This is a genomic window from Streptomyces sp. So13.3 (assembly GCF_005860785.2).
GTDB classification, from domain to species: Bacteria; Actinomycetota; Actinomycetes; order Streptomycetales; family Streptomycetaceae; genus Actinacidiphila; species Actinacidiphila fildesensis.
This window is the reverse complement of record NZ_CP048835.1, coordinates 1,717,281-1,731,105: the sequence shown is the minus strand read 5'-3', so window position 1 is coordinate 1,731,105 and position 13,825 is coordinate 1,717,281. Positions and strand designations below refer to the sequence as shown.

General features: G+C 72.4%; 15 protein-coding genes. 4 read left to right on the top strand and 11 right to left on the bottom strand.

Annotated features, from left to right (window positions below):
• Positions 1-9: 9 nt before the first annotated feature.
• The gene (locus C8250_RS08010; protein ID WP_138357376.1) at positions 10-660 is read right to left on the bottom strand and encodes an FMN-binding negative transcriptional regulator; all 651 of its coding nucleotides are present in this window, start codon (positions 658-660) and stop codon (positions 10-12) included.
• Between the two features lie 52 nt (positions 661-712).
• Complete coding sequence (locus C8250_RS08005; protein WP_138357375.1) at positions 713-1,384, bottom strand: pyridoxamine 5'-phosphate oxidase family protein; 672 nt, start codon at positions 1,382-1,384, stop codon at positions 713-715.
• 35 nt (positions 1,385-1,419) lie between these two features.
• Between C8250_RS08005 and C8250_RS08000 the strand changes: the two genes are divergently transcribed.
• On the top strand, positions 1,420-2,751 hold the full coding sequence (locus tag C8250_RS08000; RefSeq protein WP_138357374.1) for an aminotransferase class I/II-fold pyridoxal phosphate-dependent enzyme: 1,332 nt from the start codon (positions 1,420-1,422) through the stop codon (positions 2,749-2,751).
• A 19-nt stretch (positions 2,752-2,770) separates the two neighbouring features.
• Here C8250_RS08000 and C8250_RS07995 read toward each other — a convergent pair whose 3' ends face one another.
• Complete coding sequence (locus C8250_RS07995; RefSeq protein ID WP_138357373.1) at positions 2,771-3,757, bottom strand: DMT family transporter; 987 nt, start codon at positions 3,755-3,757, stop codon at positions 2,771-2,773.
• 73 nt (positions 3,758-3,830) lie between these two features.
• Between C8250_RS07995 and C8250_RS07990 the strand changes: the two genes are divergently transcribed.
• The gene (locus tag C8250_RS07990) at positions 3,831-4,748 is read left to right on the top strand and encodes a LysR family transcriptional regulator (protein WP_138357372.1); all 918 of its coding nucleotides are present in this window, start codon (positions 3,831-3,833) and stop codon (positions 4,746-4,748) included.
• 25 nt (positions 4,749-4,773) lie between these two features.
• Here the strand turns inward: C8250_RS07990 and C8250_RS07985 are convergent, their stop codons facing one another.
• Both C8250_RS07985 and C8250_RS07980 read right to left on the bottom strand, forming a co-directional pair.
• On the bottom strand, positions 4,774-5,472 hold the full coding sequence (locus C8250_RS07985) for a class I SAM-dependent methyltransferase (protein ID WP_138357371.1): 699 nt from the start codon (positions 5,470-5,472) through the stop codon (positions 4,774-4,776).
• Positions 5,473-5,830: 358 nt separating this feature from the next.
• Positions 5,831-6,724: an LLM class flavin-dependent oxidoreductase gene (locus C8250_RS07980; RefSeq protein WP_138357370.1), complete on the bottom strand. Its 894-nt coding sequence runs from the start codon at positions 6,722-6,724 to the stop codon at positions 5,831-5,833.
• A 116-nt stretch (positions 6,725-6,840) separates the two neighbouring features.
• Between C8250_RS07980 and C8250_RS07975 the strand changes: the two genes are divergently transcribed.
• Together C8250_RS07975 and C8250_RS07970 are read left to right on the top strand one after the other, a co-directional pair.
• Positions 6,841-7,848 (top strand): NAD-dependent epimerase/dehydratase family protein, encoded by a 1,008-nt coding sequence (locus C8250_RS07975; RefSeq protein ID WP_138357369.1) that lies wholly within the window; start codon positions 6,841-6,843, stop codon positions 7,846-7,848.
• A 90-nt stretch (positions 7,849-7,938) separates the two neighbouring features.
• Positions 7,939-9,003 carry a sugar isomerase gene (locus C8250_RS07970; protein ID WP_138357368.1) on the top strand — a complete coding sequence of 355 codons (1,065 nt, stop codon included), beginning with the start codon at positions 7,939-7,941 and terminating at the stop codon, positions 9,001-9,003.
• 52 nt (positions 9,004-9,055) lie between these two features.
• On the opposite strand, the gene C8250_RS07965 is transcribed toward C8250_RS07970, so the two are convergent.
• The 6 genes from C8250_RS07965 to C8250_RS07940 all read right to left on the bottom strand — a co-directional run bounded on the left by C8250_RS07965 (position 9,056) and on the right by C8250_RS07940 (position 13,721).
• Positions 9,056-10,291 (bottom strand): RNA polymerase sigma factor, encoded by a 1,236-nt coding sequence (locus C8250_RS07965; RefSeq protein WP_138357367.1) that lies wholly within the window; start codon positions 10,289-10,291, stop codon positions 9,056-9,058.
• Positions 10,291-10,644 carry a YciI family protein gene (locus tag C8250_RS07960; protein WP_138357366.1) on the bottom strand — a complete coding sequence of 118 codons (354 nt, stop codon included), beginning with the start codon at positions 10,642-10,644 and terminating at the stop codon, positions 10,291-10,293. Before C8250_RS07960 ends, C8250_RS07965 begins: the two co-directional genes overlap by 1 nt.
• A 109-nt stretch (positions 10,645-10,753) precedes the next feature.
• Entirely contained in the window at positions 10,754-11,503 is a 750-nt protein-coding gene (locus tag C8250_RS07955) for a TetR/AcrR family transcriptional regulator (protein WP_187144782.1), read from the bottom strand.
• Positions 11,504-11,558: 55 nt separating this feature from the next.
• Positions 11,559-11,885, bottom strand: coding sequence for a nuclear transport factor 2 family protein (locus C8250_RS07950; RefSeq protein ID WP_138357364.1), 327 nt, complete (start codon positions 11,883-11,885; stop codon positions 11,559-11,561).
• A gap of 78 nt (positions 11,886-11,963) precedes the next feature.
• A complete protein-coding gene (locus C8250_RS07945; RefSeq protein ID WP_138357363.1) occupies positions 11,964-12,872 on the bottom strand; it encodes an SDR family oxidoreductase in 909 nt (302 codons plus the stop codon).
• 93 nt (positions 12,873-12,965) lie between these two features.
• Positions 12,966-13,721, bottom strand: coding sequence for an SDR family oxidoreductase (locus C8250_RS07940; protein WP_138357362.1), 756 nt, complete (start codon positions 13,719-13,721; stop codon positions 12,966-12,968).
• Positions 13,722-13,825 lie beyond the last annotated feature (104 nt).

Here is a 13,825-nt window from a genome sequence, read left to right as displayed (position 1 = left end):
GCTCGTGACCTAGGCGCGGTCCGGGTCGGATGCCGCCAGCCGGCGCAGCTGGTGGGCGCGGGCCGCCTCGTCGTGCGGGGCGGCCCGCTCCGCGAGGCGCTCCGCGTCCCGCTGCTGCATCTGCCGGGGCTTGTTGCCGCCGTACTTGAACTTCGCGCGGACCTCGGTCACCTCCAGCCGGATGCCGCGGATCCCGGGCAGCATCCGGCCGAACGGGGCCTGTCCCGGGGCGACGGGCGCGTAGTCGCCGGCCGGCTGGAAGTGCGCGAGCTGACGGTGCAGCACGGCGGCCTTCTGCGCCTCGTCGTCGATGACATGCGCCGTGCACAGCAGCTGGACGGCGGCGTAGAAGCTGGTCGGGGTGCCGTGCTCGGCGGGCACGCCCTCGGGGGCGTGCCAGGGGCCGGGGATGAACGTGTAGTCGTCCACGACGCTGAGCGTCACCCGTGGGTTCGCCTCGAGGGCGTGCCACAGCGGGTTGGGGCGGGCGAGGTGGGTGAACGCCTCGTTGCGCTCCGGGTCGTAGGCGAAGTGCAGCGGTTGGACGAACGGGGGTTCGCCTGGCAGGCCGTTGACGGCCAGCTGCCCGAAGTCGTGGGCGGCGAGCCAGGTCTGCCACTCGGTGTCGTCCTGCGGTGCGTCCCAGGGGTGGATGAGCATGTCGGGTCCCTCAGGGTCAGGTTCTGGTTCAGGTTTCAGCACAGACTCAGGCTCAGGCGAGGTAGGCGGGCAGGGCGACGGCCGGGTCGAGGTCGTCGGCCGGAACGGGGGCGCCGTAGACCTTGGTGACGGGCACGATCCCGGTCCAGTACGGCAGTCCGGTGTCCTCCGGCTCGTCGTTCGGGCCGCCGGTGCGGACCTTCGCCGACACCTCCAGGAGGTCGAGCCGGATGACGGTGGTCGCGGCGAGCTCCTTGGCGTTGGCCCGGCGCGAGTCGTCCGCGCGGCCGGCCACCACCTGGTTGACCAGCGCGTCCAGCGCTTCGGCGCGCTCCGCCGGATCGGTGACCTGGTGGGCGGTGCCGTGCACCACCACCGAGCGGTAGTTCATCGAGTGGTGGAACGCGGAACGGGCCAGCACGAGGGCGTCGAGGTGGGTGACGGTCAGGCAGACGGCCAGCCCCGGGTCCTTCGCGCCGCGCAGCGGGCGCGATCCGGTCGAGCCGTGGACGTAGAGCCGCTCGCCGATCCGGCCGTAGAGGGTGGGCAGCACGACGGGGGCGCCGTCGCGGATGAATCCGAGGTGGCAGAGATAGCCCTCGTCGAGGATCGCGTGGACGGTGTCACGGTCGTAGGCGGCGCGCTCCCGTATCCGGGTGGGGACGGTGCGTTCCGTCGCCTCGTACGAAGGGGCGGGGACGGTGGGGGCGGCGGTGTCGGCCATGGCGCAATCCTTTGAACTAGTGCATAATCAACTTTGTGCTAGGAGAGTATCGAATCACAGGCCGGGGCGCATCGGGTATTGCCGCCGACATCGAGCGGGCGGTGGGCGAGGGCGCGCTCAAGCCGGGCGCGGCGCTGCCGCCGCTGCGTGAACTGGCCCAGGAACTGGACGTGAACCCCAACACGGTGGCCGCCGCCTACCGGCTGCTGCGCGACCGCGGGGTGATCGAGACGGCAGGCCGGCGCGGCAGCCGGGTGCGCTCCCGGCCCGCCACCACCTCGCGCGACCAGATCCGGATCGATGTGCCGCCGGGGACGCGGGACATCTCCAACGGCAATCCGGACGTCTCGCTGCTGCCGCCGCTCGACGCGGCGTTCGCGGCGGCGGTGGCCCGTAACGCCGAGAACCCGGCGCTCTACGGCGGACCGGCCGTCGACGCCGGGTTGAGCGCTCTCGCCCGCGCGGCCTTCGACCGGGACGGGGTGCCCGACGGCCCCATCGGACTCACCTCGGGCTCGCTCGACGCCATCGAACGGGTGCTGGCGGCCCATCTGCGCCCGGGGGACGCCGTGGCGGTCGAGGACCCGGGGTGGGGGAGTGTGCTGGACCTGGCGCCGGCTCTCGGGCTGCGCGCGGTGCCGGTCGGGGTCGACGACGACGGCCCGGTCGTCGCGGACGTCGCACGGGCGCTGCTGGCCGGCGTACGCGCTCTCGTCGTCACCGACCGCGGCCAGAACCCGACCGGCGCGGCGATCTCCGCGGACCGCGCCCGGGAGTTGCGCGAGGTGCTCGCGCGCCATCCCGAGGTGCTGGTGGTCGACGACGACCATGTGCACGGACTGGTCGACCTGCCGCTGCACTGTCTGTCGGGCGTCACCACGCACTGGGTGCTGGTGCGCTCCACGGCCAAGGCGTACGGCCCGGATCTGCGCCTGGCGGTCTTCACCGGCGACCCGGTCACCGTCGACCGCGTTCAGGGCCGCTACCGGCTGGGCGCCGGCTGGGTCAGCCATCTGCTGCAGCGCGCCGTGGTGCACCTGTGGGAGTCCGGCGCGGTCGACCCGCGGGTGGTGGCGCCGTCGTACGGCCGGCGGCGCGACGCCCTGGTCCTGGCCCTGGCCGAACGCGGCATCGCGGCCCATGGGCGCAGCGGCATGAACGTCTGGGTGCCGGTCTCCGACGAGACCGGTGCGGTGGCCGGCCTGCTGCAGGCCGGCTGGGCCACCGCCCCCGGCGCCCGCTTCCGGCTCGCGTCCTCCCCGGGCGTGCGGCTCACGGTCTCCGCGCTCCGTGACGCCGACATCGTGCCGCTCGCGGACGCGGTCGCCCGGGTGGTCGGGGCGTCGGGCGCGGGACGCTACGGCTGAGACGGCTCAGGCTGCGGCGTTACGGCTGAGTCGTACCGGCGGCCGGTCGGGAACGGCGGGGGCGCAGTTGGGTGAGGGCGGCGCCGGCCAGGACGACGGCCGCGCCGACCGGCTCGTTCCAGCCCAGCCGCTCATGGAGCAGCAGTACGCCCGCGGCGGTCGCGACGACCGGGATCAGATAGGTGACCATCGCGCCGATCGTCGGGCCCTTCTCGGCGACCAGCCCGTACTGGAGCAGGAACGCGATACCGGTGCCGAGGGCGCCGAGCGCGACGACCGAGAGCACCGACAGGATCGGGAACGAGGCCGGCACGGAGGTGAAGAACGGTGTGACCAGGGCGAGCTGGACCGTGCCGAGCAGCAGCTGGCTGCTGGAGAGCGCGAGGTTGGAGTTGCCGGACCCGGCCAGGGTGCGGCGTACGTACGCCCAGCCGACCGCGTAACTGGCCGCGGCGATCAGGGCCATGGCGGTGCCCGCCGGGTCCTGGCCGGAGAAGCCCTGCCAGGCGCCGAGCACGGTCAGCACGCCGACGAAGCCGAGGCCGACCCCCGCGAACCGCTGCCGCGTCGGCTTGTCCTCGGAGAGCGCGACGACCGAGACGACCATGCTCCACAGCGGGGTGGTCGCGTTGCAGATCCCCGCGAGCGTGGAGGGGATGGTCAGTTCGGAGTAGGCGAACAGTGAGAACGGCAGCGCGTTGAGCAGCAGTGCGGCGACCGTCAGATGCAGCCAGGTCCGCTTCCCGCGCGGCAGCCGGTCGCGCTTGACGAGCAGGGCGGCGACCAGCACGACCGTGCCGAAGACCATCCGGCCCAGTGTCACCTGAAGGGGTGCGAACGCCTCCGTGCCGACCTTGATGAACAGAAAGCTGAAGCCCCAGATGAGGCCCAGGACGGCGAACCGGATCCGCCAGTCCACCGCGCGGCGGGCGACCGGTGGCGCCTCCGGTATCGGAGCGGGCGCGGCGGTGGCGGAGGCGGGCCGAAGGCCGGCGGGGACGCTCATGCTCCTAAGATGACGGATTTGATTCCGTAGAACAAGCGAGTTTACGTACGATGGAACGCGTAGAATCCCTTACATGTTGAACCTGGAGCGCCTCCGGATCCTGCATGCCATCGCCACCTACGGCTCGGTCAGCGCCGCCGCCGACGTCCTGCATGTGACGACCTCGGCCGTCTCCCAGCAGATGGGCAAGCTGGAGCGCGAGACCGGTCAGCAGATGCTGGCCAAGAACGGCCGCGGCGTCCGCCTCACCGACGCCGGCCGGCTGCTCTCCGGACATGCGGAACGCATCCTCTCGCTGGTCGAACTGGCGCACTCCGATCTCGAGGCGCACCGGGGAGCGGCCGTCGGTGAGGTCGTCCTGGGGGCGTTCCCGACCGCCGCCCGCGGGCTGCTGCCGATGGCGCTGGCGGCCCTGCGCCGGGACCACCCCCAGTTGCGGCCCCGGATGCAGGAGATGGAGCCGGCCGGTTCTGTGGCCCGGGTGGTGCGTGGCGACATGGACCTCGCCGTCGTCCTGGACTGGTACAACAGACCGCTGTCCCTGCCCTCCGGCCTCGCCAAGGCGCCACTGCTGGACGACATCGCCGATGTCGCGATGCCGTCGGACCATCCGCTCGCCGGCCGGGCGCAGATCGAGCTGGAGGACTTCGCGGACGACGACTGGGTCTCCTGGCCGGACGGCGAGTTCTGCCACGACTGGCTCATGTTCACCCTGCGCGGCAAGGGCATCGAGCCCCGCCTGTCGCACTCCGCCGAGGAACACCACACCCAGCTCGCCCTGGTCGCGGCCGGCCTCGGCGTCGCGGTCGCCCCCCGCCTCGGCCGCGGCCCGGTCCCCGACGGCGTGAGCGTCGTCCCCGTCCGCCACACCATGCACCGCCACGTCTACGCCGTCTGGCGCGAGGACGCCGACCGCCGCCCGGCGATCCGTGCCGCGGTCGAAGCCCTGCAGTCCTCAGCGGGCGCCGCACTCGCCGCGTCCACGGTCTGACGCGCGCCGTTCACGTCACCGGCGGTCACTCGGGCTTGCGGGCGCGGAGGGCCAGGACGGTCGGGGTCGGTGCGCCGCCCTCCGTGAACTGTTCGGGCACCAGGCCCGCCGCGAGGAACGCGTGCATCAGGTCGGGCAGCGGGTAGTGCGTGGCACCGACCTTGTCGCGCACTCCCGCGCTCGTCCAGGACGCCTTGGTCCAGTGCCCGTCGCGGTAGCCGGGACCGATCACCACCGCGTCCGGGTCCGCGCGGTCGGCGAAGCCGCCGCAGAAGCAGGGGTGCACGCCGACGTGCACCAGCACCCCGCCGGGACGCAGCACCCGGGCCGCCTCGCGCAGCACCGCCGGGTATCCGGGCATGTCGGTGTGGACCATCATCGAGATGACGGCGGGCACCGAACCGGCCGCTATCGGCAGCCGCTCGGCGTCGGCCCGCGCGATGGGGAGCCGGCCGCGCGCGTGCCGCAGCATGCCGGCGGAGAGGTCAACGCCGACGGGCGTCCAGCCCAGTGCGCGGACCCGTTCGGCATGGGTCCCGGTGCCGCAGCCGATCTCCAGGCAGATGCCGCTTCCCGCACCCAGCAGTTCGCGTGTGGCGCGGTGGATGCCCAGCGGATCGACGTCCGCGACCGGTTCGCCGGTCCCGGTCCCCGCCTGCCGCCCACCGAGGAACTCCTGCTCGTACCAGTCGGCGATCTTGTCGTATGCCGCAGTCGGGGCCATGGGGAACCTCCGCGTGTCACGTACCTCCGGGACAGCGGCCGGTGGTCCGGCCGCTGTTGGGCCCGAACCTTCCCCGGAGGACCCACGGGTACCGCTCGTTCGCCAGGGGCTTAGCCGTGCTCGGCGTGCTCGGTCGGCTGGGTGCGCCGGTGGGGCGCGGCATGGATGACCCCGGCCAGGCCGGTGTGCGGGTGCACGTCTGCCGGACGGCCGGAACCGTGCGGGGAAGCACCGGGGTCAATCGTTGAGCGCACAACCAAGTGTGCGCACTGAGACGCCAGGTGCGCACGTGAATCGCCGTACTGGGGCGGATCGGACGCGACGACATCGGCCTCTCCGCCCGGATTGTCCTGTGTTGCTACGGTGTGGCGAGCTGGACGAGCCCCTCGGTGGCGATGCGTTCGAAGAGCTTGGGGTCGGCGGCGAAGTCGGAGTCCGGGATCGGCCAGTGGATGACGATCTCGTCGATGCCCAGCTCCGCGTGGCGGCCGGCGAAGTCGGTGAAGGCGTCGAAGGAGTCCAGCGGGCGGTCCGGGGTGAAGCCGGTGAGCATGGTCTTGTGCAGTTCGGCGGGGTTCCGGCCGATCTCGTCGCAGGCCGCGCCGAGCTTGGCGATCTGGCCGCGGACGGCCTCCAGCGACTGCTCGGGCGTGCCGGTCTCGAAGAGCTTCGGATCGCCGGTGGTGACCCAGGCCTGCCCATGGCGCGCGGCGAGCTTCAGTCCGCGCGGCCCGGTGGCGGCCACCGCGAAGGGGATCCGGGGCCGCTGCACACAGCCGGGGATGTTGCGGACCTCGTGCGCGGAGTAGAACTCGCCCTCGTACGACACCACGTCGTCGGTGAGCAGCCGGTCGAGCAGCGGGACGAACTCACCGAAGCGGTCCGCGCGCTCGCGCGGTGTCCACGCCTCCTGGCCCATCGCGGTCGCGTCGAACCCGGAGCCGCCCGCGCCGATGCCCAGCGTGATCCGTCCTCCGCTGACGTCGTCGAGCGTGATCAGGTCCTTCGCCAGCGTCACGGGGTGCCGGAAGTTGGGCGACGTGACGAGCGTGCCGAGCCGCAGCCGCTCGGTGGCCGTCGCGGCCGCGGTGAGGGTGGGTACCGCGCCGAACCACGGCCCGTCCCGGAAGGTCCGCCAGGACAGGTGGTCGTAGGTGTAGGCGGTGTCGAAGCCGAGGTCCTCGGCCCGCCGCCACACCTCCCGGCCCTCGGTCCAGCGGTACACGGGAAGGATCACAGTGCTCAGTCGCATACCCCGACCTTACGACGCTGCAGGCCGGGCCCGCACAGCCGCATTCCGCTGTGGGCGATTCCGCTGTGAGCATGGAACGGCTACCGCCGGGCCGGTCCGGGGGCAGGGTGATCCGCATGAGGATTCTGCTGCTGGGTGGGACGGAGTTCGTCGGGCGCGCGGTCGCCGACGAGGCGTTGGAACGGGGCTGGGAGGTGACGGCGTTCCACCGCGGACGCCATGCGGCGCCGCCGGGGGTCGCCACACTGCTGGGCGACAGGACCGCGGAGGGCGGTCTGGCGGCGCTGGACCGGGGCGAGTGGGACGTCGTCGTCGACACCTGGTCCGGTGCGCCGTCGGCGGTGCGCGACGCGGGCCGGCTGCTCGCCGGCCGGGCCGGGTCCTACGCCTACGTGTCCAGCCGGTCGGTGTACGCGTTCCCGTCGCCCGCCGGCCTCACCGAGGACGGGCCGCTCGTCGACGCGTCCCCCGACGACGGCGAGGTGGAGTACGCCCAGGCCAAGCGAGGCGGGGAGCTGGCGGCGCTGGCGGCCTTCGGCGAGCGGGCGCTGCTGCTCAGGGCCGGGCTGATCCTCGGGCCAGGGGAGAACATCGGACGGCTGCCGTGGTGGCTGGGGCGGATCGCCCGCGGCGGAACTGTGCTGGCGCCCGGCCCGCGGGACCTGGGGCTGCAGTACATCGACGCGCGGGACCTGGCGGCCTGGACGCTGGACGCCGCCGTGAAGGGGCTCGGCGGCCCGTACAACCTGGTGAGCCCGCCGGGGCACACCACGATGGGCGAGCTCCTGGAGGCGTGTGTGCGGGTCGCCGGCTCGGACGCCGAACTGCGCTGGACCGATCCGGAGACGATCCTCGCGGCCGGCATCGAGCCATGGATGGAGCTCCCGGTCTGGCTGCCACCGGGCGAGGTCCACGACGCCATGCACCGCGCGGACGTCTCCAAGGCGCTCGCCGCGGGACTGCGCTGCCGCCCCGTCGAGGAGACGGTGGCCGACACCTGGACCTGGCTCCGGTCCCTGGGCGGCACCGCGCCGCAGCGGCCGGACCGGCCCGCGCTCGGACTGGACCCGGAGAAGGAGGCGAAGGCTTTGCGCGGGGGGAACCCCAACCCGGGCGGGGCGTAGACAACTTCCGTACCCGACTCGGCCGTCCGCCGCCGACGGCTCCCGTACCTTCCTCCTACGGCGTGGGAACGTACGAAAGGAACCGCGAGGATGTCCGGATCGCGAATTACCTTCCTCCAGGGGCAGGCCGACCAGCCGAACGCGCTGGAGCGGGTGGTCGCGCATGTGCGCGGGCAGTTCGAGGGGGCGGGCCTCGAGCGGCTGCGTGCCGCCGAGCGCCCGCTCTTCGCGGGGATCGGCGCCTCGTACGCGGCGCTGGGTGTGGCGGTCGACCTGCTGCGTGCCCGGGGTGTGGTCACCCAGCGGGTGCTCTCCAGCGAGATCGAGCGGGGCACCGCCGGGTTCGACGTCGATGTGCTGATCGGGGTGTCGCAGGGCGGCCGCAGTTCGGAGACCCTCGCGGCCTTCAAGGAGGCGAATGACGTGCCGCGCGTAGCCCTGCTGAACGTCATGCCGTCCCCGCTGGGCGACCTCGCGGAGATGACGGTCGATCTCGGCAACGAGCCCGACTCGTACGCCTCGACGATCGGATTCACCGGAGCGGTCGTCGCCCTGGACCTGATCGCCGGGGCGATGACGGGCCGGATCGGCGCGGACGATCCCTGGCAGGGGATCGCGGCGCTGGCGGCGGCCGTTCGTCATGACGCGGCGGAGGTGATCGACCCGCTGCGGGCCCGCGCCGCGCGCCGGGTGGCCGCCGACGTCGTCGCGTCGGGTGCGTCACGGGCCGCCGCCGAGGAGGGTGCGCTGCTGCTGCGCGAGGTCGTCCGGATGCCGGCCACCGCCTCCGTCACCAGGAACTATCTGCACGGCGAGATGGAGTCCGCGGGCCGGACCCTGCACATCGTCTTCGGGGACGGCCGTGAGGTCGCCCTGGCCCGCTCCCTCTCGGGTGCCGGGCACCTCACGCTGCTCGTCACCACCCGGCCGGTCGACGGCGGCGCCGACCTCGGGGTGGTGCGGCTGCCCGACGTGCCGCCGAGTGTCCGCGTGGTGCTGGAGACCGTCGTCATGCAGGAGCTGGTGGCGGCGCTCAGCGACGAACGGAACATCTCCATCGAGTCGTTCGTCTTCGCCAACGACGACACGAAGCAGGGCGGCGTGGACCCGGCGGACTTCGCGATCGCCCCGCCGGCCCCGACGGCGCTCGACTGAACGCCACTGACCGAACGTCACCGACCGCCGACCCCCAACCCCCGACCGCTGATCAGCGGTCCGGGCCGAGTTCCCGTTGCCGGCGCGTGAGGAAGTCGTTCTCCGGCTTGTTCCCGGTGAGTGCGATCGCCGCCTCGTACGCCGACCGCGCCTCGGCGGTGCGGCCCAACCGCCGCAGCAGATCGGCCCGGATGGCGTGGAACACGTGGTATCTGTCGAGGCCGAGCTCGTCGACGAGGGCGAGCGCGGTCTCCGGTCCCTCGACCTCGGCCACCGCGACCGCGCGGTTGAGAGCCACGACGGGGGTCGGGGTGAGCGTCAGCAACTGGTCGTAGAGCTGCAGGATCTGCCGCCAGTCCGTGGCGGCCGTGCTCGGAGCGTCGCTGTGGACGGCGTTGATGGCCGCCTGGACCTGGTACGGGCCGGGCCGGCCGCGCCGCAGGCACTGCCGGACGATGGTCTGTCCCTCGGTCACAAGGGCGCCGTCCCACAGGGCCCGGTCCTGCTCGTCCAGCGGGACCAGTCCGCCGTCCGGGGCGGAGCGGGCCCGGCAGCGGGACTCGGTGAGCAGCATGAGCGCGAGCAGCCCCATGACCTCGGGCTCGTCCGGCATGAGTTCGGCCAGCAGCCGTCCGAGCCGCAGAGCTTCCGCGCACAGGTCCTCGCGGACCAGCCGGTCGCCCGAACTCGCCGTGTAGCCCTCGTTGAAGATGAGGTAGACGACGGCCAGTACGGCCCGGAGCCGGCCTGGAAGGTCCGCCTCGTAAGGGACCCGGTAGGGGATCCGGGCGTCACGGATCTTGCCCTTGGCCCGCACCAGCCGCTGGGCCATGGTCGGCTCCGGGACCAGGAAGGCGTGGGCGATCTCGGTGGTGCTGAGGCCTCCCAGGAGCCGGAGCGTCAGGGCGACCTGCGCTCCGGTGGCGAGCGACGGGTGGCAGCAGGTGAAGATCAGACGGAGCCGGTCGTCGCGCACGGGGCCCTCCTCGGGCGGTTCGTCGCGGGCGTGCAGCAGAGCGGCCTGGGCGTGCCGGTCCTGGCGGGACGCCTCCCGGCGGAGGCGGTCGATCGCCCGGTTGCGTGCGGTGGTGATGATCCAGCCGGCCGGGCTCGGTGGCAGCCCGGCGGACGGCCACCGTTCCAGCGCCGTGGTGAAGGCGTCCTGGACCGCCTCCTCGGCGATGTCGATGTCGCCGAAGACGCGGACCAGGACCGCCACCGAGCGGCCGTATTCCGCACGGAAGACCTGTTCGACGTCCGGGGAGGGGACGGCCGGCAGGTCAGGCATCAGCCGGTGGCTTCCCAGTAGAAGGGGCGTACCTCGATCGGGAGGGTGGTCGCCCGGGCGCTCTTGCGGCCCCATTCCAGCGCGGCGTCCAGATCGGGCGCCTCGATGATGGACAGGCCGCCGAGATACTCCTTGCCCTCGAGGTACGGGCCATCGGTGGTGAGTACCTCACCGTCCTGGAGACGGACGACGGTGGCGGTGCTCGGGGCGTGCAGACCACCGGAGAAGACCCACGCTCCGGCGGCCTTCAGCTCCTCGTGCAGAGCGTCCACGTTCCGCATGATCTCCTGCAGGACCTCGGGGGCGGGCGGCTCCCCTTCGGGCTGCATCACGCTGAGCAGGTACTGCGGCATGGTGTCCTCCTAGGTCGTTCCGCCGGCCTCGTGCCGGCTTCTCACTCCCTATACGAACGGCCCGGGCCCGGATCGACACCGCGGCGAGAACACCTGCGGATTTCTGCGACTACCGGTGCTGGGGAGTGTTCGACAGCCGGTCCAGCCATTCGGTCAGCAGGACCGTCTCGGCGACGCTGAGTGCCTGGTCGGGCGACTGGCGCAACAGCGCGTTCAACCGGCTCGCGGTCGACTGCAGCCGCGCGTCGTCCTGGCCGCCGGCGGAGCCGTCCGGGGCGGCCCGGGTGCCGAACACGTCCGGGGTGAAGACGGAGGCGTGCACGGCGTCACGGACGCGATGCGATGTGCTCGGATCGGTGAAGGTCGCGGGCCGGGCGACGAGCATCAGGGCCACGCCGACGTTGGCCGACATCACTATCTGGGCGGCCAGCTCGGGGGCGAGCCGCAGTTTGCCCAGTGCCGCCGCCCGCTCCAGGTCCCGGGTGAGGATCTGATGGGACTCCAGCGCCGCAGCCGGAGTGGTGCGCATCGCGGGGGAGTTCATCAGCCGGTACAGGTTCGGGTTCTGCAGGGCGAACTCCACATGGCTGTCCCAGCCGTTGCGCAGATCCTCGATGGGGTCGGCACCGGCGCGGTGCCGCCGCTTCGTCGCCAGGTACTTGTCGAAGCCGTGGTCGACGACGGCCGACAGCAGCCCTTCCTTGTCCCCGAAGTACCGGTAGAGCGCCGGGGCGCCCACCTGCGCGGCCTCGCACACCGCTCGCGTGGACACGTCCCCGTCCGGAGACTCCGCGACCAGGTCGGCCGCCACTTCCAGGATGCGCGCTCGGGTACTCACAAAGGGAACGCTATCAAGCATGGCGTAGCGGTGCTACGTGCGGTGGCGGCCTTTCCGCGCCGCGGCAGGCCGGTCGTCATCCGGTGATCCGCATCAGGGAGATCCGGTCGCCGGCCACCGTGAACGCGAAGTCGGAGGGACCGTTGAAGCCGTTCCCGCCCACCGTCGCGCTGACGGTCTCGGTGTCGCCCGACCGGCGCACCGCTGTGACGTCCAGGCTGACGTCCACCCCGATGAACTCCTTGTCGCTCCACCCCCGGATGGCCTCGCGTCCGGCGAAGACGCGGCCCCAGTCGTCGACCGCGCCGTCCGCGGTGAAGCTGTCGAGGAAATCGTCGGTGACACCGGCGTTGGCGGCGTCCACCGCGCGCTGGACGGCGGGGTGCAGTTCGGTCGTGGTCATGGTGTTCTCCTTGTCCGATACGGGCCGGTCGGGGCGGAGCGGGGACGGTCTCATGGTCTCCGCGCTCGCGCCGGGGTGCTACTCGGCGGTGTGCGGGTCGGTGTGCGGGTGGAGGAGGTCGCCGAGGCCGATCCGGGCGAGGAATTCGGCGCGGATGCGGTCGGCGACCTCGCTGACCTCTTCGGCGCCGTCGCCCGCGGGGTCTATGTGGACGCGGAACGGCCGCGTGCCGTGCGGCGCGTTGACGACGTCGACGATGGCGTCCGCGACCTGGGAGACGTCGGCATCGGCCGGGGCCAGGTCGGCGAGTCGTCGGGAGACCTGGTCCATGAGGCCGGCGTAGTGCTCCTCGTAGGCGTCGACGATGTCCTGCTGGGCCGGGTGCCCGCCCGTGGCGAAGTGGTTGGTGCCCGAGGTGAAGGAGCCGGGGACGACGATGGAGGTCTCGATGTCGAAGCGGGCCAGTTCGGCGGCGTAGCTGACGGCGAGTGAGTCCATGGCGGCCTTGGCGGCGAAGTACGGGGCGAGGTACGGCGGGGTGCCGCCGCGGGTGCTGGTGGAGCCGATCCACAGGACGAGGCCGTGCCGCTGCGCCCGCAGATGGGGGAGGGCGGCGCGGTTGACCCGCTGGGTGCCGAGCACGTTGGTGTCGTAGACGGCGGTGAGCTCTTCGGGGGTAAACGCCTCGGTGGGGCCGGTGACCATATGGCCGGCGTTGTGGATGACGACGTCCAGAGTGCCCGCCTCGGCCAGGATCGTGGCGACGGCCGCGTCGGCGGACTCCTGGGAGAGGACGTCGAGTTCGACGGTGCGCAGGGCCACGTGGTGCTCGGCTGCGTACTGCCGGGCTTCGGCGACCCGGCCGGCGTTGCGGCCCGTGGTGTTGCGCATGGCGGCGTAGACGGTGTGGCCCGAGCGGGCCAGCGCCCGTGCGGCCAGGGCTCCGAAACCGGAACCGGCTCCTGTGATGACGATGGTGCTGCCCATGGCAGAACTCCTCGGTCGGTCGAGCGCGAAAAAGCGGATGAGAAAGGCGGAAGGGGCGGAGGAGGAACGCGGAAGGGAAGGCCGGGGCGCCGGTCAGACGATGCCGCCGTTGGCGCGGACGACCTGGCCGTTCACCCAGCGGGCGGGGCCGGCGAGGAAGGAGACGACCTCCGCGATGTCCTGCGGGGTGCCGAGGCGCTCCAGCGGCGCCTGGGCGGCCATCCGCGCGATGGTCTCCTCGTCCTTGCCGTCCAGGAACAGCGCGGTGGCGGTCGGTCCGGGGGCCACCGCGTTGACGGTGATGTCCCGGCCGCGCAGCTCCCGGGCGAGGATCAGGGTCATCGCCTCGACGGCGCCCTTGGTGGCGGCGTAGGCGGTGTAGCCGGGGATGGCCAGTCCCACCACGGAGCTGGAGAAGTTGATGATCGCCCCGCCGCCGCGCAGCCGGCGGGCGGCCTGTTGGTCGACGACGAAGGTGCCGCGGATGTTCGTGCGGTGCATACGGTCCAGGGCGTCCAGATCCGTGTCGACCAGCGGTGCCAGCGTCATGACACCCGCCGCGTGCACGACGACGTCGACTCCGCCGAAGGTCCTCTCGGCGGTGTCGAAGAGGGCCGAGACCGAGACCTCGTCGGCGACGTCGGCGCGGAAGGCGACCGCCCGCCCTCCGGTGGCGGTGATGGCCGACACCGTCGCGTCGGCCTCGGCCTGGTTCCCGGCGTAGTTGACGACGACGGCGAATCCGTCGGCGGCCAGTCGCTCGGCGCTCTGCCGGCCGATGCCGCGGGAGCCGCCGGTGACGATCGCGACCCGGTTCGAAGACTTGGAGGTGGTGGTCTGCGCGCTCATGGCGGTGCTCCCTGATTCGGCTGGGGCGGCGTCCTTCGCCACCCGACAACAGCAACGCTAACACCAAAGAGGTATCGACGCTACCCTCAAACGTAGCGCTGTTA